At 40.5% G+C, this 24,327-nt stretch carries 17 protein-coding genes; 14 read left to right on the top strand and 3 right to left on the bottom strand.

Annotated features, from left to right (window positions below; genetic code table 11):
• Window positions 1–31: 31 nt before the first annotated feature.
• The 14 genes from Q0954_RS01955 (at window position 32) to Q0954_RS01890 (ending at window position 16,523) form a co-directional block, all read left to right on the top strand.
• Complete coding sequence (locus Q0954_RS01955; protein ID WP_299452940.1) at window positions 32–1,162, top strand: glycosyltransferase family 4 protein; 1,131 nt, start codon at window positions 32–34, stop codon at window positions 1,160–1,162.
• A gap of 91 nt (window positions 1,163–1,253) precedes the next feature.
• Window positions 1,254–2,045, top strand: a complete 792-nt coding sequence (locus Q0954_RS01950; protein WP_299452938.1) for a polysaccharide biosynthesis/export family protein — start codon at window positions 1,254–1,256, stop codon at window positions 2,043–2,045.
• A 29-nt stretch (window positions 2,046–2,074) separates the two neighbouring features.
• Window positions 2,075–4,528: a polysaccharide biosynthesis tyrosine autokinase gene (locus Q0954_RS01945; RefSeq protein WP_299452936.1), complete on the top strand. Its 2,454-nt coding sequence runs from the start codon at window positions 2,075–2,077 to the stop codon at window positions 4,526–4,528.
• A gap of 11 nt (window positions 4,529–4,539) precedes the next feature.
• Window positions 4,540–5,280: a CpsB/CapC family capsule biosynthesis tyrosine phosphatase gene (locus Q0954_RS01940; RefSeq protein WP_299452933.1), complete on the top strand. Its 741-nt coding sequence runs from the start codon at window positions 4,540–4,542 to the stop codon at window positions 5,278–5,280.
• 37 nt (window positions 5,281–5,317) lie between these two features.
• On the top strand, window positions 5,318–6,322 hold the full coding sequence (locus tag Q0954_RS01935) for an NAD-dependent epimerase/dehydratase family protein (protein WP_299452931.1): 1,005 nt from the start codon (window positions 5,318–5,320) through the stop codon (window positions 6,320–6,322).
• Window positions 6,323–7,212: 890 nt separating this feature from the next.
• The gene (locus tag Q0954_RS01930; RefSeq protein ID WP_002696988.1) at window positions 7,213–8,613 is read left to right on the top strand and encodes a tetratricopeptide repeat protein; all 1,401 of its coding nucleotides are present in this window, start codon (window positions 7,213–7,215) and stop codon (window positions 8,611–8,613) included.
• Window positions 8,614–8,628: 15 nt separating this feature from the next.
• Window positions 8,629–9,390 (top strand): phosphosulfolactate synthase, encoded by a 762-nt coding sequence (locus Q0954_RS01925; protein ID WP_299452919.1) that lies wholly within the window; start codon window positions 8,629–8,631, stop codon window positions 9,388–9,390.
• Between the two features lie 219 nt (window positions 9,391–9,609).
• Entirely contained in the window at window positions 9,610–10,533 is a 924-nt protein-coding gene (locus Q0954_RS01920; protein ID WP_299452917.1) for a DUF368 domain-containing protein, read from the top strand.
• A gap of 32 nt (window positions 10,534–10,565) precedes the next feature.
• Entirely contained in the window at window positions 10,566–11,315 is a 750-nt protein-coding gene (locus Q0954_RS01915; protein ID WP_299452914.1) for a shikimate dehydrogenase, read from the top strand.
• Between the two features lie 353 nt (window positions 11,316–11,668).
• Window positions 11,669–12,061, top strand: coding sequence for a hypothetical protein (locus Q0954_RS01910; protein WP_299452911.1), 393 nt, complete (start codon window positions 11,669–11,671; stop codon window positions 12,059–12,061).
• Window positions 12,062–12,246: 185 nt separating this feature from the next.
• On the top strand, window positions 12,247–12,648 hold the full coding sequence (locus Q0954_RS01905) for an FtsL-like putative cell division protein (protein WP_299452908.1): 402 nt from the start codon (window positions 12,247–12,249) through the stop codon (window positions 12,646–12,648).
• Window positions 12,649–12,660: 12 nt separating this feature from the next.
• Window positions 12,661–14,790 (top strand): penicillin-binding protein, encoded by a 2,130-nt coding sequence (locus tag Q0954_RS01900; protein WP_299452905.1) that lies wholly within the window; start codon window positions 12,661–12,663, stop codon window positions 14,788–14,790.
• A gap of 26 nt (window positions 14,791–14,816) precedes the next feature.
• The gene (locus Q0954_RS01895; RefSeq protein WP_299452902.1) at window positions 14,817–15,308 is read left to right on the top strand and encodes a hypothetical protein; all 492 of its coding nucleotides are present in this window, start codon (window positions 14,817–14,819) and stop codon (window positions 15,306–15,308) included.
• Between the two features lie 63 nt (window positions 15,309–15,371).
• Window positions 15,372–16,523, top strand: coding sequence for a site-2 protease family protein (locus tag Q0954_RS01890; RefSeq protein WP_299452900.1), 1,152 nt, complete (start codon window positions 15,372–15,374; stop codon window positions 16,521–16,523).
• Here the strand turns inward: Q0954_RS01890 and Q0954_RS01885 are convergent.
• Genes Q0954_RS01885 through Q0954_RS01875 form a run of 3 tightly spaced genes read right to left on the bottom strand, consistent with a single transcriptional unit; the run spans window position 16,520 to window position 24,316 of the window.
• On the bottom strand, window positions 16,520–19,102 hold the full coding sequence (locus Q0954_RS01885) for a CHAT domain-containing protein (RefSeq protein ID WP_299452897.1): 2,583 nt from the start codon (window positions 19,100–19,102) through the stop codon (window positions 16,520–16,522). The genes Q0954_RS01890 and Q0954_RS01885 overlap by 4 nt on opposite strands.
• An 18-nt stretch (window positions 19,103–19,120) precedes the next feature.
• Window positions 19,121–21,709, bottom strand: a complete 2,589-nt coding sequence (locus Q0954_RS01880) for a CHAT domain-containing protein (protein WP_299452895.1) — start codon at window positions 21,707–21,709, stop codon at window positions 19,121–19,123.
• Between the two features lie 18 nt (window positions 21,710–21,727).
• Complete coding sequence (locus Q0954_RS01875) at window positions 21,728–24,316, bottom strand: CHAT domain-containing tetratricopeptide repeat protein (protein WP_299452892.1); 2,589 nt, start codon at window positions 24,314–24,316, stop codon at window positions 21,728–21,730.
• Window positions 24,317–24,327 lie beyond the last annotated feature (11 nt).

Raw genomic sequence — 24,327 nt, 5'->3', positions numbered from 1 at the left:
TTCTTAATCGAACTATCACCCAAAAGGACACATGCGAATTGCAATTGTACTGAATTCTTCCTGGAACATCTACAACTTCAGGAGAGGGTTAATAGAGGCTTTTCTAAAAGAAGGACACACCGTGTTGGCCATAGCCCCTACCGATAAATATTCTGAATACTTACAAAATATAGGGTGCGAATTTCACCCGGTTGCCCTTGAAAAAAAAGGATCAAATCCGTTAAAAGACCTAAAATACATGAGGCGGCTTTACAATACTTATAAAAAAACCCAGCCTGATGTTGTACTCCAGTTTACTATAAAACCCAACATTTATGGCACTTTGGCTGCCTCTATGCTCAATATACCGGTAGTAAACAATGTATGTGGATTGGGCACTGTATTTTTAAGAAAACAACGCCTTTCGTCGAAGGTAGCCCGTATGCTATACAAATTCTCTTTTCGCTTCCCAAAAAAAGTTTTTTTCCAAAACCAAGACGACCTTTCATTATTTATAGCAGAAAAATACATCAACCCCCGACTTACCGACCTTGTTCCTGGTTCGGGTATTCCATTAGACAAGTTCAAAGCAGGCGACTTTAACCGAAATAATCAGTTTACTTTTTTACTGATAGCTCGCTTAATTTATGACAAAGGCATTTTAGAGTATATAGAAGCCATCAAGCTTTTGCGATCCCAAGGCATTGACGCTCGTTTTCAATTGCTGGGCGCTATAGAAGAAGACGCCAATCTGGGAGTACCTAAAAAACAATTGGATACGTGGATAGCCGAAGGTTTAGTGGAGTACCTTGGAGTGTCTGATAACGTACAAGAGATGATAGCCAAGGCCGATTGTGTAGTGCTTCCCTCCTATCGTGAAGGCACCCCCAGGGTTTTACTTGAGGCAGCAAGCATGTCTAAACCCCTGATTGCCACCAATGTGCCAGGTTGTAAGCAAACTATTGATGATGGAGTCAATGGTTTTTTATGCAGGCTTCAAGATGCTAAAGATTTTGCGGAAAAAATGAAAAAAATGACCCTATTAAACAACGAAGAGTTGATGTTGATGGGAGAGGAAAGCCGAAAAAAAGCAGAAAGAGAATTTGACGAAAAACTGGTGGTACAAAAGTATATGGACACCATCAGGCATTTTGGAAATAACAAAAAAATTGTTTTAAACTGACCTTCTTACATTTTAGGTAAAGCCTTGTTTAATAAGTTGGTATTGTTTCATGAATGAGCTAATTTCGCGTTTATGCTAAGAGTGATTGTTTATGAAAAATCTTTACCTAATTGGGATTCTAGCTTTTTTTGGGGCTTGTCGTTCTTACAACCCTAAACTGTTTAGAACAGAGTCAAAAAATTTATCAGAACATTTAACTAGGCTTACAAAGCAAGTTGAAAAAAACTATACCATACAAAAAAATGATTTCATTAGTGTAAGTGTTTACACTAATGATGGAGAAATCATTATTTTACCCCCTTCTATACAACAGCTAAATATCACTAACAACAACAATAATAATCCAAACAATCAACTTCAGAACCAATTCAAAGATATTAGCTTTCTTGTCAAACAAGATGGTTTTGCCAAACTGCCTATGGTGGGTAATGTACGTCTTGAAGGTTTTACCCTAAACCAAGCAGACAGCTTACTACAAACAAAATATAGTAAGTTTTATGCAAAACCCTTTGTCTTGACCAACTATACCAATAAAAGAGTGATTGTACTAAAGGGTAATCAAGGAGTATTATACCCTTTACGCAACGAAAAAGTAAACCTGGTAGAAGTAGTTGCTGCTACAGGAGGCATGAGTCGCGATTTAAAAACCCATAACATCCGTCTGATTAGAGGAGACCTTCAGAATCCTAAGGTTTTTCTTATTGATTTATCAACAATAGATGGATTAACTTATCACAACCTTACACTTGAGCCTAATGATATTATATATATTGAGCCCATTCGCCGCCCATTTTTAGAGTCCTTTCGCGACGTAAGCTCTGTATTAACTGTTTTTACAAGCCTGATAACCACTATTTTGTTGGCTATTTCATTAAGCAGATAATTGGTTTATAACATTATATAAGCTCTATTTTGATAGATCAAAGTAACATACCAAACGCCAATACTCCTTCGGAAGACGATGATTTCCTCAACGCATTGGATTTAGAAAAAGTGTGGGAAATATTTCGTAAAAGCATTATTTGGATGCTTTTATTACCCCTATTTACTGTAAGTATAGGCCATTTATGGTTGCGTTATACCAAGCCAGTATATAAGTCTAGCTCTACCCTAAAGCTGGCTATTAAGGATGAAGGAGTAAGCATGTTGGGAATCAAAGGATTGATCCCAGGAGGAAGTTATTCGGGAGGGAATCTTGTAGGAGAAATAGAGTTTATCCGATCTCAGATCATTTTCAATGATGTAATCAATGCCATGGATTTATGGATAAGTTATTACCAACAAGGCAATATTCTTGATGCCGAATATTACAAAAATCCTCCATTCAAAGTAATAGACCACAAGGTAAAATCTGACGCTTTTTTAGATAAAAACATCAACATTGACATTATAGACAATCAACGTTTTCGGCTTTCTTATGTACTGGGAACCCAAACAGTCAAAAAAACATACCGATTTAATCAGTCAATAGTTACTCCTTACTACTCATTTAAGGTAGTCAAAACCCCTTTTTACAAGCTTGGCTTCCAGCAAATCCCTTTTTATTTTAAAATTAACAGTCGGCAGGCTCTTATCAGTTACTTAAATAACAATTTGCAAGTAGGGATTCTTAATAAAAGCGCTCGGATTATAGGAATAAATTTTCGAGATCATCACCCTCAAAAAGCACGGGATATTGTACATGTAATAGACACCATTTATTTGCATAAAACACTTGAAAATAAAAAAAGAGCCAATACTCAGCAAAAAGCGTATCTTAACCGACGCCTGGGAGAAATAGAAGACAGCATGAGAACGTATGAAGCTAAAATACAAAGTTTCATGCTTAAATTTAAAACCAATGATGTAAACAAAAAATTAGAAGAATCTGTCAAAGAAATTGAGAAGCTGATCAAAGAAAAAATCATTTTTAATGAGCAATTGGCTGCCATCAAAGAACTAGATGATCTGGTAAACAAACAAGGAGACTTATCTGAGTTTTTACCCACTTTAACTACTCCTATTCAAGGTTTAGACCAACTACAACCACTAATAAGTAAACTCAATCAGTTACAGGAAAACAAAAAAATACTGGCACTCAAAGCTACTGGTTCATCCATTGTTGTCAAAGATATTAATCAAAAGCTTGAACTACAACGTACCCAAGTACAAAAACTGCTGACCAGAGTACGTAAAAATATATACAAAAAAATAGTGGCTATTCAGTCAAAAATAAATGAGCTTGAGGCTGATTTTGGAGGATTGCCAGCCCAGGAAGCTGAATACAAAAGAGTGGAGCGGCTATATAAGATTTATGAAGGGTATTATTTGCAAATGCTCAACAGAAAGGCAGAAATTGGCATTTCAGAAGCTGGTATTGTTCCTGAGTTTGTTATTTTATCTAACGCCAATTTACCTAAAATACCTATCTCTCCAAAACACCTGCTAATATATGGTATAACGGGTGGATTTGGTCTGTTTTTGAGCCTGGCTTTAGTAGTGATTCGTTATTTATTACACAACAAAGTAACAAATTTAAGAGAACTCGAGCGTGTAACCAAAGCCCCTATCCTAGGTACCATACCCCGGTACAAACACCGTAAACTTAAGTATACCAAGCTATTGGTACACCTCAACCCTAAGTCATCGCTCAATGAGGCACTACGCTCAATAAGAACAAACCTGGCGTTTATTTTGCCTGAAGGACAAAACTTATATGATATCAAAGATGCTAAAATCATCTCTATTACTTCTACCATCAGTGGAGAAGGAAAAACATTTGTAGCCACTAACCTGGGAGGCATTATTGCCATGTCTGACAAAAAGGTCATTTTGATAGACTGCGACATGCGCAAACCCAAGTTACATATAGCCTTTGATGTAGAAAACGAGAAAGGGGTAAGCAATATCCTGATCAAGCAAAACGCTATTGAAGATTGTATTCAAAAAACACCCATCGATACACTTGATTTTATCTCGGCTGGTCCTACTCCACCCAATCCTTCAGAACTAATTTTAAGAAATGATTTTGACGATTTACTGGCAAAATTGAAAGAAATTTATGATATTATCATTATTGATACTCCTCCGGTAGGCTTGGTAACAGATGGAGTATTGATTATGAAAAGAGTCGATGTACCATTATACGTAGTCAAAGCTCACTATTCACGCAAAGTATTTGGCAAAGGAATAGACAAATTAGTGCAGTCTAACAATTTCCACAACTTATCAATCGTTCTGAACTCAGTAAAACACCTGACTGGATACGGAGGATACAAATATGGTTATGGCTATGGTAGATACTATGGCGGTGGCTATTATGAAGATAAATCTAACAAACAAAGCTTCCTTCTTCGGTTATTATCAATATTTAAGCGAAAGAAATAATAATAAAATTTATGCTGAATTTATGGAAACATAATTCAACCATCCGCTCAAAAAAGTCTGAACCTTTTATACATACAGACATCCATTCACACCTCTTGCCTGCTATAGATGATGGTTCGAAAACTTATGAAGAATCAATTGAGTTATTGAAAGAATTTGTAGCCTTGGGCTATCAAAAAGTTATCACTACTCCTCATATTATGAGCGATTTTTACAGGAATACTCCTGAAATAATTCATTCAAAGCTCAGAAGACTACGAAGCAAAGCCAAGGAACACCAAGTTGACATTGAAATAGACGCTGCGGCAGAATATTATATGGATGACTGGTTTATACATCAGGTAAACCGAAAGGTACCTTTGCTTACCTTTGGCGAACAATATTTATTGTTTGAGACCTCTTTTATGAATAAGCCTAATCAATTTTTTGATGTCTTGTTCAAACTGCAAGCTCAAGGGTACAAACCAGTAATGGCACATCCCGAGCGCTACACTTACCTACACAATGACTTTGATCTTGTAAAAAAAATACACAAACAAGGAGTTCTTCTACAAATTAACCTCAACTCATTGGAAGGCTATTATGGCAAACCTGCCCAAAAACTAGCCGAAAAACTGATAGACAACAAAATGGTTAACTTGGCGGGTTCTGACTGCCACGGCAAACGCCACCTGGAGAGTCTAAGAAGAATACAGAAAAAGAAATATTACCAAAAATTACAGCACCTTACTTTAATTAATAACCAACTCTAATTAACTTTCCGGCATTCAAACCATTATAAGTTAATCTATGATTTTTATTACCGGATGCAGCGGTTTAGTAGGGAGTTTTATTGCCCGGCGGTTATTGGCTGCCGGACACTCTGTGAGGGCTTTACGCCGTAAAGATAGCAATTTGCATTACCTGACAGATATCAAAGACCAAATAGAATGGGTAGAGGGTGATGTGCTGGATGTATCGCGACTGTATGATGTAATGCAGGGGGCAAAACAGGTAATTCATAGTGCTGCGCTTGTGTCTTTTACCCCTAAGACCAAGGATTTGATGTATAAGGTGAATATAGAGGGTACCGCCAATGTTGTAAATATCAGCCTGGAATTAGGCATAGAAAAGTTAGTTTTTATAAGCTCAGTAGCGGCATTGGGACGAAGAAAAAATGCTGAGGTAATAGACGAAAAAGCCCAATGGGAACCTTCAAAATTTAATACACACTATGCCCAAACCAAATATTTGGCAGAAATGGAAGTGTGGCGGGGGCATGTAGAGGGCTTAAATAGTATTGTGGTAAACCCTTCGTTGATATTGGGTCCCAGCCCCTGGGAACGCAGCAGTACTCAGTTGTTTAAGTATGTTTGGGACGAGAAGAAGTTTTATGCAGCTGGCAGCCTCAACTATGTAGATGTAAGGGATGTAGCCGAAATAGTATATCAATTGTTTATTGGAGAGTATACTGGAGAACGCTACATAGTAAACGCTGGAAATATTTCGTTCAAAGAATTGTTTGAGAAGATTGCAAAAACTTTCAATAAGCGTGCACCTTATATAAAAGTAACCCCACTTATTGCCGCACTTGCCTGGCGTGGAGCATTATTACAATCCTTTTTTACCCGTAAACCTCCTTTCATTAGTAAAGAAACTGCGTATATGTCACAAAAACACTTTTATTATAAAAATGATAAAATCATTGACACCCTCAACTTTCAGTTCAAGCCTCTTCAGGAAAGTATCAACTGGGCGTGTGCAGAATTAGCCCAACACAATCATTTAAGAGCTTGTTTAAAATTCAATGATTAGGTATTTTACGCGATTTTTTTTGCCAGATTTTTCAGCAATAGCGTTGCTATTTAGCTTCGCTGAGCTCGGCAGAGCATAGCTCTAGCCATCGGTTCTTCAAAATCTGGCGCATCTAATCCAAAAACTCATCGTAAAACCTCCTATAACCGAAAATTTAAACAAGCTCTAAGTGTTTGATTGGATAGGGGTAATTTTCTTATCAAAAAAACAGCGTTTTATAGCCAATGATTACCCCATTTGCAGCATTCCAAAGAGATATTACAAACATTTTTGTGTGATATAAGCAACGGCTGGCGCACGCGTCCTCGCGTGTGTATGAGGTGGCTCTTTAAGAGAATATACCCAAGTACATTCCGAGCTTGACCTCAAGGGGCGGTGTCTCCACGCCCGATCAAAACCTCGAACTTTGCAGGCTACAGCGAGGTTTCTCATTTTTTATGAGAAAGCCCTATGCTGATGACAACTGGAGGAATTTGTAGCTGTGGTACCTGGAGCAAGTAAGTGTATCCAGGCAGTAAAATACCACCAAATTCTTCATTTTATTCAGAATGACAAAAGGGTGTTGTAGTGGGGCTTGACGTTCAAGGTATCCAATCATTCTCTTTTTTTACAAGAAAGCTCTACTCTACATAAAGCACTGATAATAAAAGTTTTGATACTTTCAATTATCAAAACTGGCAGACTTTGGATACCATAGCATAATTGCCATTTGTTTCTAACAATATTCATATATTTTAAAGCAATAGTTTTAATTATCATATTTGCAAATTTGCATTTACAGAATGTTCTTTAAATCTAAATATTATTACACACAGTAAGTAAATTCTATTTCTTTTAGCTATCTTTGAATAAGTTATCAACAATTCTATGAGCAAATATTTATTAGCAATATGGTAGATGATTTCAAAAATGACGACAATGTTTTAGAAGTGGTCGAGAGGTTTGAACAGATGCTCGAAAATGATGAGCAACATTTTTTTGATGTTCAGGTGTATGAAATGGTCATTACCTATTATCGCCAGGAAAACAAAATAAAGCAAGCGCTACAAGTTTGTAATATAGCCAGCCATCAGTACCCCTTCTCGATGGAGTTATTACTTGAAAAAGCCCACCTACTTACCCACCTTGACAAATACAACCAAGCGCTGGAATTAGTAGAAAAAATAAGCACCTTCCAACCTACCGACTATGATACTTTGTTTTTGAAAGCAAATATTTATGTGCAGTTAGGCAATTATCAGGAAGCAATAGATGTGTACGGCTTTTTGCTAAAGTTTGCCAGCGAAAAAGACGAGTTACTGTACAACATCGGTTATACTTACCAAAGTATGGGATTTTATGACAAGGCAATTGCATTTTATAAAAAAGCCTTGAAACACAACTTAAACAATGAGGCAGCAGTACTTGAGCTTGCCTATTGTTTAGATATTACCGGAAACCTGGAAGATGGCCTGGAATATTATAAAAAATTTATAGATGAAAACCCTTATTCGTTTTTGGCTTGGTACCACCTCGGTATGACTTATGCCAAATTGGGTAATATGACAGATGCCCTGAATGCTTATGAGTATTCTACTTTGATTAAGGACGATTTTGCCCCAGGGTATATCGAAATAGGCAATATTTATATCACGCTTTCGCGGTACGACGAGGCACAAAAAGCTTTTGAAACCGCTTTGCTCCATGAAACATTCTCAGCAGACTTATACTGTAAGCTTGCTTATACTTTTGAGCTCAAAAAAGAGTATTACGCTGCCATTACACACTATAAAGAAGCAATGGAGGTAGATAAACTATGGGACGATGCCTGGTTTAGAGCTGGTTTATGCCTGTTTTCGCTCAATAAATATTATGAGTCACTCCATTATTTTCGAAAGGCTACTCAAATCAATGGTATCAACGAAAACTACTGGTTGGCCATTGCTGACGCTGAATTTGCCATGGGCAATATCCTCAGCAGTTTGGATGCTTACGAAGAAGCTAGTAACCTTGCCCCTGACAATCCCATAGTATGGCTTAAGTGGGCAACCACTATGTATGATCACGGTTATATAGACAAAGCCACCGAAGTGGTGCTGGATGCCTTGGATGAGTGCCCCGAAAACGCTGAAATACATTATCGGGCAGTAGCTTACCTTATAAGTACAGGAAAATACAAGCAAGCCTTTAATTTATTAGAAAATGCTTTAATTTTGGACTTTGATAAACATACAATGCTTTTTGACTTTTTCTCTGACTTAGAGACGCAAAAAGCTTTGTATCAAATTATTGATCAATACAAGACTCTTTAATTGATATCTTAGTTCATGAATTATACGTTAAATAATCTGCCCGAACGTACTGTAAAACCTCGCGAAATTGGGTTATCCATGATTATGGATAAAGGTCTGAGCATCAGACAGGTAGAAGATATGATCGAGACTGCTGGCGTTCATATCGATATGGTTAAAATGGGGTGGGCAACTTCTTATGTAACTCCCAATCTCAAAGAAAAAATAGAAGTCTATCAAAGCGCCGATATTCCGGTGTACTTTGGGGGAACATTGTTTGAAGCATTCCTTGCAAGGGGTCAGTTTGATGACTACCGCAGGGTATTGGACAAGTATAACCTTTCGTTGGCAGAAGTGTCTGACGGATCGATAGAGTTGCCACACGAAGAAAAATGTAAATATGTAAGCACACTTGCCCAGCAAGTGACAGTGCTCTCGGAAGTTGGCTCAAAAGATGTCGAGAAAATTATTCCTCCTTATCAATGGATTGAATTAATGCAGGCAGAACTGGATGCTGGCGCGTGGAAAGTGATAGGTGAAGCCCGCGAAAGTGGTAGCGTAGGTTTGTTTCGCTCTTCTGGCGAGGTTCGCTCAGGACTGGTTCAGGAGATACTGACCAAAATCCCCTATGAAAAAATTATCTGGGAAGCACCCCAAAAAGCCCAACAAGCTTGGTTTATCAAGTTAATTGGCAGCAATGTAAACCTGGGTAACATCGCTTCTAACGATATTATCCCCTTAGAAACTCTCCGTTTAGGTTTACGCGGCGATACATTCAATCATTTTTTGAATGTATAAAAAAATTAAGGGCCTGTCTTATAATAGGTTTTAGGAGAATATTCTTCTAAATACTAGCCATACCTGCCAGGTTTTAAAACCTGGCAGGCATAAAATTTGGCAACCTTTGACTTATGAGACAGCCTTTTACCCTTCTGTTTATTTAACAAACCTTTATTATACATACCTATCAAAACACCCATGGTATTTGGGCTAGGTATGCACTCATTTTAAGCAATCATGCAAAGAACACTCAAAGATTACCTGCTATTACTTTTGAAAGGTGTAGGAATGGGCTCGGCAGATGTAGTGCCTGGTGTTTCGGGAGGAACTATAGCTTTTATTACAGGTATTTATCAAGAGTTACTAGACTCTATTCGCTCGGTAGATGGTCAAGCACTTGGCTTATTACTTAAGTTTAAAATTGGTGATTTTTGGCAAAAAATCAACGGTAATTTTCTTGCTGCGGTATTTGGGGGAATTATGATAGCTGTATTGTCATTGGCTAAGTTGCTCACCTACCTGTTAGAGCACTTCCCTATCCAACTCTGGTCTTTCTTTTTTGGGCTAATCATTGCCTCTGCCCTCTTGGTAGGCAAACAAGTCACTCAATGGTCAATAGGTGGCATCGTCGCAGGTATTGTAGGTGTTGTACTTGCCTACTTTATTACTATTACATCAGGCGCACAAACCAGTGAGGCAATGTGGTTTGTGTTTGTTGCCGGCATGGTTGCCATCTGTGCGATGATTTTACCAGGCATATCGGGCAGCTTCATATTAGTATTACTGGGTAAGTATACTTTTATTCTGGCGGCACTCAAAGAGTTTAAAATCAGCATTATAGCTGTTTTTATGAGTGGATGTGTTGTGGGTATTTTATCGTTTTCTCACTTATTGGGCTGGATGTTGAAAAGGTATTACAACCTTACCATTATATTTTTGATTGGCATTATGATTGGCTCGCTCAACAAGGTTTGGCCTTGGAAGAAGGTGCTAGAAACCTACACAGATAGCCACGGCAAAGTAAAACCATTGCTTGAAAAAAGCATTTTACCGTCACAATTTGAGGGTAACCCTTACCTAATGTATGCCATCATATTTGCAGTAGTAGGCTTTGCATTGGTATATATTATAGAGCGCTTGGCTCCTAAGCAGGTGAATTAAAAGAACAATAACAAACGAGTAAAATAAAAAATATGCGCCAATTTGGTTTGATCGGTTTCCCCCTCTCCCACTCCTTTTCTAAAAAGTATTTTAGCGAAAAGTTTGAACGGGAACAAATTGCTCAGGCAAATTACGAGTTATATCCGTTGCCTTCAGTAGATGATTTACCTCAATTGATTGGTCAGACGGCTCATTTGGTAGGGTTAAACGTGACCATTCCTCACAAACAGGCTGTCATCCCTTTGCTAGACCACTTAGATGCTTCGGCCAAACAAGTAGGTGCTGTAAATGTGATTAAAATTGATGCTGACGGAAAAAAAACCGGATACAACTCTGACTACTTTGGCTTTAAACAATCTTTGCTCAATACAAGGGTTCCCCTTACGCCCACTACTCAAGCATTGGTTTTGGGTTCGGGTGGGGCATCAAAAGCTGTCATGGCAGCTTTTGATGATTTAAACCTGAATTACCAAGTGGTATCGCGTAAACCATCACCCGACCAACCCCAGCAAATAAGTTATCAGGAGATAAGCCCCAGCTTAATTAAAAGTCGCCAGATTATAGTCAATACAACACCATTGGGGATGCATCCTCATACAGACGCTTGCCCGGCACTACCTTATGAGGCATTGGGCACTCAGCACTTGCTGTTTGACCTGGTATATAATCCTGAACAAACCTTGTTTATGAAAAAGGGGATGGCACAAGGTGCCAAGGCAATCAATGGATTGGAAATGTTGCACCTTCAGGCCGAAAAAGCCTGGGAAATTTGGAATAGTTAAAAGCCCGACAAGGTTCTAGGGACTAGGTGCAAGGTTTTAGGTACACCCTGTTCGACAGGTAACTACACTTTTTCTATCACGTTGATTTTTAGTAACTTATAAAAAGCGTAGTTAGAAGCCTTCATAAGGTACTAGCGGCTAGGCTCTAGGTACTAGACTAGTTATACCCTGTTCTACTGGTAACCACAAAGTTCATAAAGTATTTATTTACAATCTTTACAGTTAGATACAAGAACAGGGGCAAGGTTCTAGCGACAAGTCGCAAGTCCTTAGATTCCAACGCATATCGGTGCTTTAATCAGCTTGAAGCTTGCAACTGTAGAAGCTATCGACCATTAAAAACCAATAAAATAATGAAATTACGTTGTGCACATAACAGCTTACGAATAAGGGTGAGAAAATCGGATTTAGACACACTACAGCAACAAAAAACAGTCAGCGAATCCGTGCAATTTTCTCCTCAAACAACGCTTACATTTTCTTTACAAATAGTGGCAGATAATGCTCAGGTAAATGCTACTTTTCAGCAAAACGACATTACTGTATACTTGCCAGCAAACATTGCCAACACCTGGATCAATACTTCACAAGTAGGCATTGAAGCATACCAGGAGCTGCCCAAAACAGCGCAACGTTTACACGTGCTGATAGAAAAAGATTTTCCCTGCAACGACCGTGAAGAGGAAGACAAGGCTGATACCTTTTGGGAACTGGCAAAAGATCCGGAAAACCCTAATATTTGCTGATTGACAGTGGTTTTGGATGCCATTGTATGGGTTTTGGCACAAGCCCTTGTATTTACTTTTTTTATTTCTATTTTTTGGTTAAACTTGTAGGATAGACTTAGTTAAAACAGGCATTATAAGGCTTTGAGGCTTTTAAAATTGGCCAATACCTGTAGTTTGTCAATGACTATTAACCTGACAAAACAATGGCAGAAAATACGCCCAAAAAACCTATAAAAGAAAAAAAAGGACGCAAACGAAGTAACATTAGTTTGCTCAATACCATCAACCGAATCGACAGTTTGGTAGAAAATGGTATTCCTACCAACTATATTCCTCACCTGATATTTTTGGCAGTATTGGGTATATTTTACATTGGCAACTCTCACTACGCCGAAAGCATGATCCGCCAAACCAACAAACTGGAGTCTCAGGTAGAAAACCTACGCTCTAACTATACTTCGCGCAAGGTAGAGTTTATGTACTCGAGCAAGCAATCAGAAATTATAAAAGCAGTGGAAGAAAAGCAACTTAGGCTAAAAGAGAGCAATAAAAACTTGTATAAAATAAAGCTTAAGAAAAATCAAGAAGAAAACACCGAAAAGTAAAAAAGCAAAAAAGTGAGTATAAAACGTGACATATTGATACGGGTACAACTGTCGTTTTTGGCGGTTATTGTTGTATCTACTGCTATCATTGCCAAGGTGGTGTACATTCAGTTTGTAGAAGAAGATAAATGGCAAAAAATTGCTAAAGAAAATGCCCTGGACTACAAAGTAACCAAGGCCATCAGAGGAGACATATACGCCGAAAATGATGCCTTGCTTGCTACCTCTGTCCCTAGTTTTAAGCTGTCGTTTGACCCTATGATAGCCTCTGACTCTGTCTACAAAAATGGCATTGCGGTTTTGTGTGATTCACTCTCGAAGCATTTCAAAGATAAAACCCCAGAAGAATATTACCGAAAAATAAACGATGCCAGACTTGCCAAACGACGCTATTTGGTATTGACCAATCGTCCAATTAATTACTACGAACAACAACGCCTTGCCAAGTGGCCTATTTTTAATCAGGGACAACGCAGAGGAGGAGTTTTGTTTGAAAAAATATCTAAACGTACTTACCCATTTGGCGACCTGGCCGAACGTTTGATTGGACGGATTGACGAAAAGGGAAATGGAATTGTGGGGTTGGAAAAAAGCTTTGATGATACACTTGCTGGAATCAATGGAGAGGCTTTGTATCAAAAAATTGCCGGGGGCGATTGGAAACCTATTCAGACTAACTCTCGAATTCGCCCAATAGATGGCTACGATATTTACTCTTCTATTGATGTAAATATGCAAGAAATGGCCTCTAAAGCCTTAGAGAACAGGGTAGTCACAACAGATGCAGACTTTGGCTGTGTGGTAATCATGGATGTAAAAACCGGGTATGTAAAAGCCATGGCCAACTTAAGCCGAACCAAAGAAGACAGCACTTTTTCGGAACGTTACAACTATGCCATTGGCGATTATGGCAGTATAGACCCTGGCTCTACTTTTAAACTTGCTTCGGCGCTTGCTTTGTTTCAGCATACCGATGTAAAACTAAACGATACCGTAGAAACGGGCAACCGTAGGTTTCGCTATGCCGACGCAGTAATGACCGATGACGGACCTGGGGGACGTTTAACTGTGCAACAAGCATTTGAGTACTCGTCAAACATTGGGGTGTCTAAATTGATGAACAAGTACTTTAACCAGACCGACCCCCAAAGAAATTTATTGATTGATTATTTTGAAAAACTATGGTTAGCCAAGCCACTCAATTTTCAGATTGTAGGTGAGGCACAACCTATCATCAAACGCCCTACCGACCCTACCTGGAGCGGGGTGACTATCCCATGGTTGTCTATAGGGTATGAGTGCAAGGTATCGCCTTTGCAAATACTTACCCTGTATAATGGCATAGCGAACAATGGCAAATTGATGAAACCACAAATTGTCAAAGAAATTCGTAAGGCTGACCGTCGCATCAGACAATATGTCCCTATCATTCTCAATGAACAAATGTGCTCACCAGAGGCTTTGCGCAAAGCTCAAACCATACTAAGAGGGGTAGTTCAACGAGGTACTGCCCGCTCTATCAATACCAGGGCTTACCAAATTGCGGGTAAAACCGGTACTTCGCAAAAAGTAGTAAACCGGGGAGGACGCAAAAGATATGTCAAACAGTATAAGACCTCTTTTGTGGGCTACTTTCCGGCCGACAACCCCAAGTATAGCTGCATTGTAGTGATAGATAACCCTCGCAGAGGCAAACGCTCAGGTGGTGGCATAGCCGCTCCTGTATTCCGCAAAATAGCCGACCAATTGCACGCCAGAGATGTAGAAATGCGTCAGATGAGTTCTTCGGGCAGTTTTACAATGGCAGATGTGTCTAATTTTCCCAGAAAACACATTGGTCATAAAAAAGATTTGAACGTGATAGCCAAAGAATTGAATGTAGTTACTGTAGACAGCAGTGGTACGATGGACTGGGTAAGACCTTTTCGTCGTAAACTGGCTGTACAATGGAAACGACACCGTTTGTCAAGTAAAGGGGTGCCCAACGTCATAGGAATGACCCTACGCGACGCGCTCTATGTACTCGAAAACCGTAAAATGAAGGTGTCATTTGCCGGACGAGGCAGGGTAAAGAGCCAATCGGTTATGCCGGGTGCCTCTATTCCTTCTGATGGCAAAATATTACTCATACTTAAAAAATAACTACCACAACAACAGATTAGCTCACTATGTCGAACAAGAAAAAGCAACAAGCACCACCCACCAAAAAAAAAGGAGGTGGCTTTACCCGTTTTTTATTATTTATTGTCTTGGTTGGAGGTATAGGAGGAGGAGTCTATATCTACCTCAACCCACAAACTGACCCTTCAATCAAAGTCGCCATTAGCTTTTATAATCACTTGCAAAGTAAAAACTATGAGCAGGCAGTGGCTATGTTTGACAAAAATATGTTGAAGCAACGCACCAAAGAAGAGTGGATTCAGTGGCTCAAACAGCGAAACGAGCAGTACAAAGGAATCAATGGGTACAAGCTCAATCAAGTATCTAAATTGAGTGACAGTCAAAACAATAAGCGACTGGTGTATGCTTCGGTTCAGTACGGCGACTCTACCCGCTACGAGCAAGTGCACTTTTTGCAGGCAGGCGAACAATACAGAGTACTCGACTACCTCACCAAACGTAGCAAAGACGAAGCAAACCGCAACACTACTCTAAACTGATATGACATTGACCCCGGAAGAAGTACCTTGTTTTGATCTATTCATTGCCTTATTTGGTAGCCCATGAGTACTTCTTCTCGTCGTTCACCCCAAGCATCCAAACGTAGCCTGACTGCCTGGGTCAAACTCTCCATTATTTTACTCACAGGTGCCTTGGGCGGTTATTTTTTTTCCTATTTTCTACAAGACAACCTCTACGCCCCATCACTGTATCATAAACTTGCCTTGTTGCCTGTTTTGCTGGGCGTTGTATTGCTGGTACTCATTGTACATGAAGGGGGGCATGTACTGGCTGGATGGTGGGTAGGATTTGAATTTCGTATGGTCACCGTTGGTCCTTTTATGCTCCAAAAAGAAGGAGAAAAAATTCGCTTTCGCTGGAATACCCGCCTCAATGCTGCGGGTGGACTTGCCATGTGCCTACCCAAAACAGAACAAAACTTAAGGCGCAATTTTATTAAATTTGTGGCGGGCGGCCCTATAGCCAGCTTACTATTTGCTTTGCTTTGCCTGGGCATTTATTACCTTACCAGTCGCCACTCTCAAGTGTTAACCCTCTCCAACTTTTGGTTATTAAGTGGTACCATGTCGGCTATGATATTTTTTACTACCATTATCCCTATGCGCTCCAAAGGCTTTTTTTCTGATGGTGCCCGTCTGCTAAACCTAATCAAAGGCGGAAACAAAGCCACCATAGACTTGGTCATACTTACTGCCACAGTAGCTTCTTCTTCGGGCATTCGCCCCCGCGATTTAAACGTAGCCCCCATTGCCCAAATACTCGAAAGTGAGCGTGCTCACCCTTTTATTCCTTACTTACAGCTGTACATGTATGCCCATTTGATAGACCAGCAAAAACCAGCAGAGGCTTACCCCTACTTGTTAGAAGCACTGGCCGGCAAACACCACATACCTACTGGTTACCAGGCCATGCTTTGGCTAGACTTGGCTTTTTATCAGGCCTATTATTTACAAAAACCTCAAGAGGCACAAGAAACACTGCAAAAAGCCAAAATAAATGCGGTAACTCCCACTCACCTGGTACACAAAAGCAAAGCAGCCATTGGGTGGGCAAAAGGGGCAAACCAAGTCGCATTACAAGAAGCTTATCAAGCCCTGGAAGCCTTGAGTCAGTCTACCGATAAAGGTGGGGCCATTGCCGAAGAAGAGTTCCTCCAGCAATTTATTCAAACCTTAGAAAACGCAATTGCCTAACGTCCAATCAATATAAAACTGCTCCAGTATTTGGGGTGTAGCTGGGGCTCTTGGCTGAGCAATTGGCGTTTGGCAAAGTTCAAAGCCTGGCTGTAGAGCACCTTTTGAAACAACGCCCGGTTATAAAACAAAATCATCAGTTTTTTGGTGTAGACATCATCGGCCTCCCACAACGACGAAACCACGCTTTGGGCGCCCGCGTGCAAAAAACCCCGCGCCAAAGACATCACCCCTTCGCCCGTCTCAAACTTGCCCACCCCCGACTCGCAACTGCTCAGCACTACCAATTGTGCCTTGAGCGGCAAATAGTAAATGCTCTCGGCATACAAATAGGTAGAGTCGGCTTGGGGCTGAGGAGCAAAGTGGATGCGCGCCAAACGTGCCTCGCGAAGGTTGGCGGTACTGTGGCTGGCAATGTGCAATATATCCAATTTGCTCACCTGGCTTAAAAACTCCCGGCGAGTAGCCGCCTTAGACAAATAAGCGGCCGCATCGTGTTTTTGTTGTTTAAAAAAGTTATAGACCGTACTTACTTCTACTTTGCTTTCGGGCAATAGGCCCTCGTTGGCACGGGTGGTCATGACTTGCCCTTTACCTCCACTAAATGGTGCAAAACCTGCAAAATGGAGGCGGCGCTGGGCAGACAAAGAGGAGCTACGCTTGTTTTGACACCACAAGCTCGCCGAGTAATGATAACTCAAGCTATGTTGTTTTGCCAAGTAAGGCAACTGACCAAAAGCCCCCCAATCAGGTTGATAGGGTTGGGTCACCAGGGCTTCGAGGGGCACGCTCAATAAGGTAGGGTTGGTCACTATTATTTTTTGCTTGGTACGCAATAACTTTTGCAAGGGCGCCCACAAACATTGATAGGCTTGATGGCTCTTTCGGGCAAAACTTTGCAGACGTTGTTCCTGTTGTAGGGCATTGTAGTAAGCATTGAGCGCAGCGGTTACTTGTTTTTGGGGAGGCAAGGTGTGTATTTTAAAATCATTATGGGTAATGGCCAATACATGGCTTTGCGCCTTGCCCCATATATAGCTCAATACCACCGATTGGCTGTCTAGTTTTTGCTGGATTTGGGGCACAGTGGCGGGCTGGCTCTGAAACCGTAAACGGTAATATTTGGGAAACTTTTGGGCGTACACCTCACTGAGCACATCTTGTTGGCGTATCATCCTGAACACCGAATCCTGGTAAGCTGTTTTTTGCGCTGCGTTACTTGCTTTCAGTGCTTTTTGCTGGTAATACGCCCGCTGTTGTTTCAAATACAACTCTTGATTGATCAAAGAATCGGGCAAACGCACCATTACTTTAGCCCGGCGAGCGTGCAAAGATTTGCCCAACACATTCGCGTGACTCCGTTGGGCAAAATAAAACGCCAGGTGTTGGTATTTTTTGTCTTGGGTTTTGGCGTACAATCGTTGGCAGACTTGAATGGCTTCGGGGTATACCTTTTGGGAAAAATGATAGTTTCGATGGCTACTCTGAGATTGTATTTTTATGGTTACGCTATCATACAATTGGTAATTATACAAAGAAGCTTGGAGGTCTTTCAAACTATCAGAAAGTAAGGAGAATGCTTTAGCCTTATGTAATAGTAAATATAAATGAGCATAAGGATGTTTCGTGTTTCGTACATTGGTATGATAGTAAATATCTAACGTATCTATAGAGTGGCTCATTACATGACTAAGGCCTTTTTGTACAAGTTGTAATGCTACCGAATAGTTCTTTTTTTTAATGGATAATCGAGCCAAGCTTCCATAAGCCCACCCTATATTTTGATGTTTTCCCTTATAACGCTTTTTAGCTACAGCAAGCGCCTTCAGGTAATACTGTTCACTTAATTGAAGTTTATTTTGACTCAAATATAAATATCCCATATTGGTATAATAACCTTCCCACCCCCTTTGAATGTATTTACGGGCTCGTTGTAAATATTTAAGTGCCACATCATATTTTTTTTGGTTCATAAAACAAATTGCCATCCTTATAAAATAAGCACTAAATCTAACATCTCCTTCGGGAATCAACTTTTTAAGCAATTGATAATTATTATTACAAGCCTCTATAGCTTTTGCATACATTCCCTGAGACTGATACAAGGCAGCTAGGTCATTCCATAACCAGGCTAAACGTAGCCGCAGACCATTTTTCCGATAAATCTCGGCAGCTTTGTGATAGTAAAAAACTGCTTTATCGATGTTTACCCCTGAACCAGAATAATAATTCCCTATATACTTATAGGCTTTGGCTACACTTACAGAGTCTTTGCGCTTCTGAAATAATTTCAAAGCCTTCTCTATCTTCAATAACACCTGTTGATTATAAGTAGATAGCTGCCGATAACAAGACAACTGATATGTAATACACTTCGCCTGTTGTATCTCAAAACCTTGTGCCTTAAATATTTCAGCCGATTTTTGAAACTTCAGCAAAGCACTATGCATTTTATAAGCAACGTATAGCTTCTTCCCCTCCTCAAACAACCGATGCGCCTCTAAAGTATCCACTTTGGCTTGCCCATAAGTGGTGTTGAATGATAAAAGAACGAGTAAAAAAATAATCCAGGTTTTCATATAGTGCATCTTGTTGGTTTATCGTCCAATCAATATAAAATTGCTCCAGTATTTGGGGTGTAGCTGGGGCTCTTGGCTGAGCAATTGGCGTTTGGCAAAGCTCAAAGCCTGGCTGTAGGGCACCTTTTGAAACAATGCCCGGTTATAAAACAAAATCATCAGTTTTTTGGTGTACACATCATCGGCTTCCCACAACGACGAAACCACGCTTTGGGCACCCGCGTGCAAAAAACCCCGCGCCAAAGACATCACCCCCTCGCCCGTCTCAAACTTGCCCACCCCCGACTCGCAACTGCTCAGCACTACCAATTGCGCCTTGAGCGGCAAATAGTAAATGCTCTCGGCATACAAATAGGTAGAGTCGGCTTGGGGCTGAGGGGCAAAGTGGATGCGCGCCAAACGTGCCTCGCGAAGGTTGGCGGTGCTGTGGCTGGCGATGTGCAAAATGTCTAATTTACTCACCTGGCTTAAAAACTCCCGGCGGGTAGCCGCCTTAGACAAATAAGCGGCCGCATCGTGTTTTTGTTGTTTAAAAAAGTTATAGACCGTACTTACTTCTACCTTACTTTCGGGCAACAAGCCCTCGTTGGCGCGGGTAGTCATTACTTGCCCCTTGCCCCCACTAAAAGGCGCAAAACCCGCAAAGTGGAGGCGATGCTTCGCAGACAAAGAAGCTTGACGCTTGTTTTGACACCACAAGCTCGCCGAGTAATGATAACTCAAGCTATGTTTTTTTGCCAAATAAGGCAATTGACCAAAAACCCGCCAATCAGGTTGATAGGCTTGGGTCACCAGGGCTTCGAGGGGCACACTCAGCAAGGTAGGGTTGGTCACAATGATTTTGGGATGCTTGCGCAACAACTTTTGCAAGGGCGCCCACAAACATTGATACGCTTGATGGCTCTTGCGGGCAAAACTTTGCAGGCGTTGTTCCTGTTGTAAGGCATTGTAGTAAGCATTGAGCGCAGCGGTTACCTGTTTTTGGGGAGGTAAGGTGTATATTTTAAAATCATTGTGGGTAATGGCCAATACGTGGCTTTGCGCCTTGCCCCAAACATAGCTCAATACCACCGATTGGCTGTCTAGTTTTTGCTGGATTTGGGGCACCGTGGCGGGTTGGCTCTGAAACCGTAAACGGTAATATTTGGGAAACTTTTGGGTGTACACCTCACTGAGCATATCTTGTTGGCGTATCATCCTGAACACCGAATCCTGGTAGGCTGTTTTTTGAGCTGCGTTACTTGCTTTCAGTGCTTTTTGTTGGTAATATGCCCGCTGTTGTTTCAAATACAACTCTTGATTGACTAAGGAATCGGGCAAACGCACCATTACTTTAGCCCGGCGAGCGTGCAAAGATTTGGCAAGCACATTCGCGTGACTCCGCTGGGCAAAATAAAACGCCAGGTGTTGGTATTTTTTGTCTTGGGTTTTGGCGTACAATCGTTGGCATACTTGAATAGCTTCGGGGTATATCTTTTGGGAAAAATGATAGTTTCGATTACTACTCTGAGATTGTATTTTTATGGTTACGCTATCATACAATTGGTAACTGTACAAAGAAGCTTGGAGGTCTTTCAGACTATCAGAGAGTAAAGAGAATGCTTTAGCCTTATGTAATAGTAAATATAGGTGTTTATAACGATATTTAGTGTTTCGTACATTGGTATGATGATAAATATCCAACGTATCTATAGAGTGGCTCACTACATGACTAAGTCCTTTTTGTACAAGTTTTAATGCTGCCAAAGGGTCTTTTGTTTTAATGGATAATCGAGCCAAGTTTTCATAAGCAGCTCCTATATTTTGATGCTTTCCATTATAACGTTTTTTGGCTATGGCAAGCGTCTTCAGGTAATACTGCTCACTCAATAATAGCTTATTTTGAAGAAGGTACAAGTAGCCCATATTGGAGTAATATGACTCCTTCCTTCCCTTGCTATACTTGCGTGCTTGTTGTAAATATTTAATTGCCAAATCATATCTTTTTTGTGCCCGAAAACACCTGCCCATATCCGTAAAGTAATAACCCAAACGAGCATCTCCTACGGGCAACAACTTTTGCAGCATTTGGTGGCTTTTTTCAAAATAAGTAATGGCTTTCTTATATTTTTTTTGCGCCACATATATACGACCTATCCTGTTCCACAACCAAGCTACATTCACACTCATTTTATAATCGCTATTTTGATAAATTGCCACAGATTTTTGGTTATAGTATAATGCTTTGTCAGTATCTAACCCTGAGTTATAATAATAAGCTCCCATGACAGTATATATTTTTGCCAAACCTAAACGATTCATTCGTTTCCTGAATAACTTTAATGCTTCCTCGGAAAGTAATATTATTTTATAGTTATGAGTTCGAATAAGTTCATAGCAATACAATTGATATAGTAAACAACTTGCATAACTTGCCTCAAAACCTTGTGCCTTAAATATTTCAGCTGATTTTTGAAGTTTCAGCAAGGCTTTATATCCTTTATAAGCAAATAACAACCTCTTCCCCTCCTCAAACAACCGATGCGCCTCTAAGGTATCCACTTTGGTCTGCCCATAAGTGGCATTGAATGATAAAAGAACGAGTAAAAAAATGATCAGTGTTTTCATATAGTGCATCTTGTTGGTTTATCGTCCAATCAATATAAAACTGCTCCAGTATTTGGGGTGTAGCGGGGGTTCTTTGTCGAGTAGCTGGCGTTTAGCAAGGCTCAGCGCGTAGCTGTAAGGCTGTTGGTTGAACAAGGCTTGATTATAAAACAAAATCATCAGTTTTTTGGTGTAGACATCATCGGCCTCCCACAACGACGAAACCACGCTTTGGGCACCCGCGTGCAAAAAGCCCCGCGCCAAAGACATGACCCCCTCGCCTGCCTCAAACTTGCCTACCCCCGATTCACAACTGCTCAATACCACCAATTGCGCCTTGAGTGGCAAATAGTAAATGCTCTCGGCATACAAATAGGTAGAATCTGCCTGGGGCTGAGGAGCAAAGTGAATGCGCGCCAAACGTGCCTCGCGAAGGTTGGCGGTGCTGTGGCTGGCAATGTGCAATATATCCAATTTGCTCACCTGGCTTAAAAACTCCCGGCGGGTAGCCGCCTTAGACAAATAAGCGGCCGCATCGTGTTTTTGTTGTTTAAAAAAGTTATAGACCGTACTTACTTCTACTTTGCTTTCGGGCAATAGGCCCTCGTTGGCACGGGTGGTCATGACTTGCCCTTTACCTCCACTAAATGGTGCAAAACCTGCAAAATGGAGGCGGCGCTGGGCAGACAAAGAGGAGCTACGCTTGTTTTGCCACCACAAGCTCGCCGAGTAATGATAACTCAAGCTATGTTGTTTTGCCAAGTAAGGCAACTGACCAAAAGCCCGCCAATCAGGTTGATAGGGTTGGGTCACCAGGGCTTCGAGGGGCACACTCAGCAAGGTAGGGTTGGTCACTATTATTTTTTGCTTGGTACGCAATAACTTTTGCAAGGGTGCCAACAAACACTGATAGGCTTGATAGCTCTTGCGGGCAAAACTTTGCAGGCGTTGTTCCTGTTGTAAGGCATTGTAGTAAGCATTGAGCACAGCGGTTACCTGTTTTTCGGGAGGTAAGGTGTATATTTTAAAATCATTATGGGTAATGGCCAATACGTGGCTTTGTGCCTTGCCCCAAACATAGCTCAATACCACCGATTGGCTGTCTAGTTTTTGCTGGATTTGGGGCACAGTAGCAGGTTGGCTCTGAAACCGTAAACGGTAATATTTGGGAAACTTTTGGGCGTACACCTCACTGAGCACGTCTTGTTGGCGTATCATCCTGAACACCGAATCCTGGTAGGCTGTTTTTTGCGTTGCGTTACTTGCTTTCAGTGCTTTTTGTTGGTAATACGCCCGCTGTTGTTTCAAATACAACTCTTGATTGATCAAAGAATCGGGCAAACGCACCATTACTTTAGCCCGGCGAGCGTGCAAAGATTTGCCCAACACATTCGCGTGACTCCGTTGGGCAAAATAAAACGCCAGGTGTTGGTATTTTTTGTCTTGGGTTTTGGTGTACAACCGTTGGCAGACTTGAATGGCTTCGGGGTATATCTTTTGGGAAAAATGATAGTTTCGATGGCTGCTCTGAGGTTGTATTTTTATGGTTATGCTATCATACAATTGATAACTGTACAAAGAAGCTTGGAGGTCTTTCAGGTTATCAGAAATTAAAGAAAAGGCTTGGGCTTTATAACGAAGCAAGATTGAATGTCTTAAGACGTTTTTATTATTTTCAGCAGTAGAGTGTTGATAAATATCGAGCGTATCTATAGAGTGGTTCACTACATGGCTAAGTCCTTTTTGTACAAGTTTTAATGCTGCCAAATAGTTCTTTTTTTCAATGGATAAACGAGCTAATTTACCGTAAATACTCCCTATATTTTGATGTCTTCCTTTATAACGCTTTTTGGCTATCGCAAGCGCCTTCCGGTAATACTGCTCGCTTAATAGTAACTTATTTTGAAAGAAGTATAAATACCCTATATTGGTGTAGTGCCCCTCCCTCCTTCCTTTATTGTACTTGCCTGCTTGTTGTAAATATTTAATTGCCACATTATATTTTTTCTGCGCCCGAAAACACCTACTCATATTCCCAAAGTAGTAACCCAAGCGAGCATCTCCTGCGGGCAACAACTTTTGCAGTATTTGGTGGCTTTTTTCAAAACAAGTAATGGCTTTCTTGTATTTTTTTTGATCCACATAGATATGACCTATCCTGTTCCACAACCAAGCTACATTCACACTCATTTTATAATCGCTATTTTGATAAATTGCCACAGATTTTTGGTTATAGTATAATGCTTTGTCAGTATCTATCCCTGAGCTATAATAATAAGCTCCCATGACACTATATATTTTTGCCAAACCTAAACGATTCCTTCGTTTTCTGAATAATTTTAAAGCTTCCTCAGAAAGTAGTATTATTTTATGATTATAGGTGCGAATAAGTCCATAGCAATACAATTGATATAGTAAACACCTTGCATAACTCACCTCAAAACCTTGGTTTTTAAATATTTCAACAGATTTTTGAAATTTCTGCAAAGCACTATGTATTTTATAAGCAAAGTATAGCTTCTTCCCTTCCTCAAACAACCGATGCGCCTCTAAGGTATCCACTTTGGTCTGCCCATAAGTGGCATTGAATGATAAAAGAACGAGTAAAAAAATAATCCAGGTTTTCATATAGTGCATCT

This window comes from uncultured Microscilla sp., from assembly GCF_947493425.1.
In the GTDB taxonomy this organism is placed as follows: Bacteria; Bacteroidota; Bacteroidia; order Cytophagales; family Microscillaceae; genus Microscilla.
Note: the sequence above shows the minus strand (reverse complement) of the source record. Positions and strands in the feature narration are given on the sequence as shown.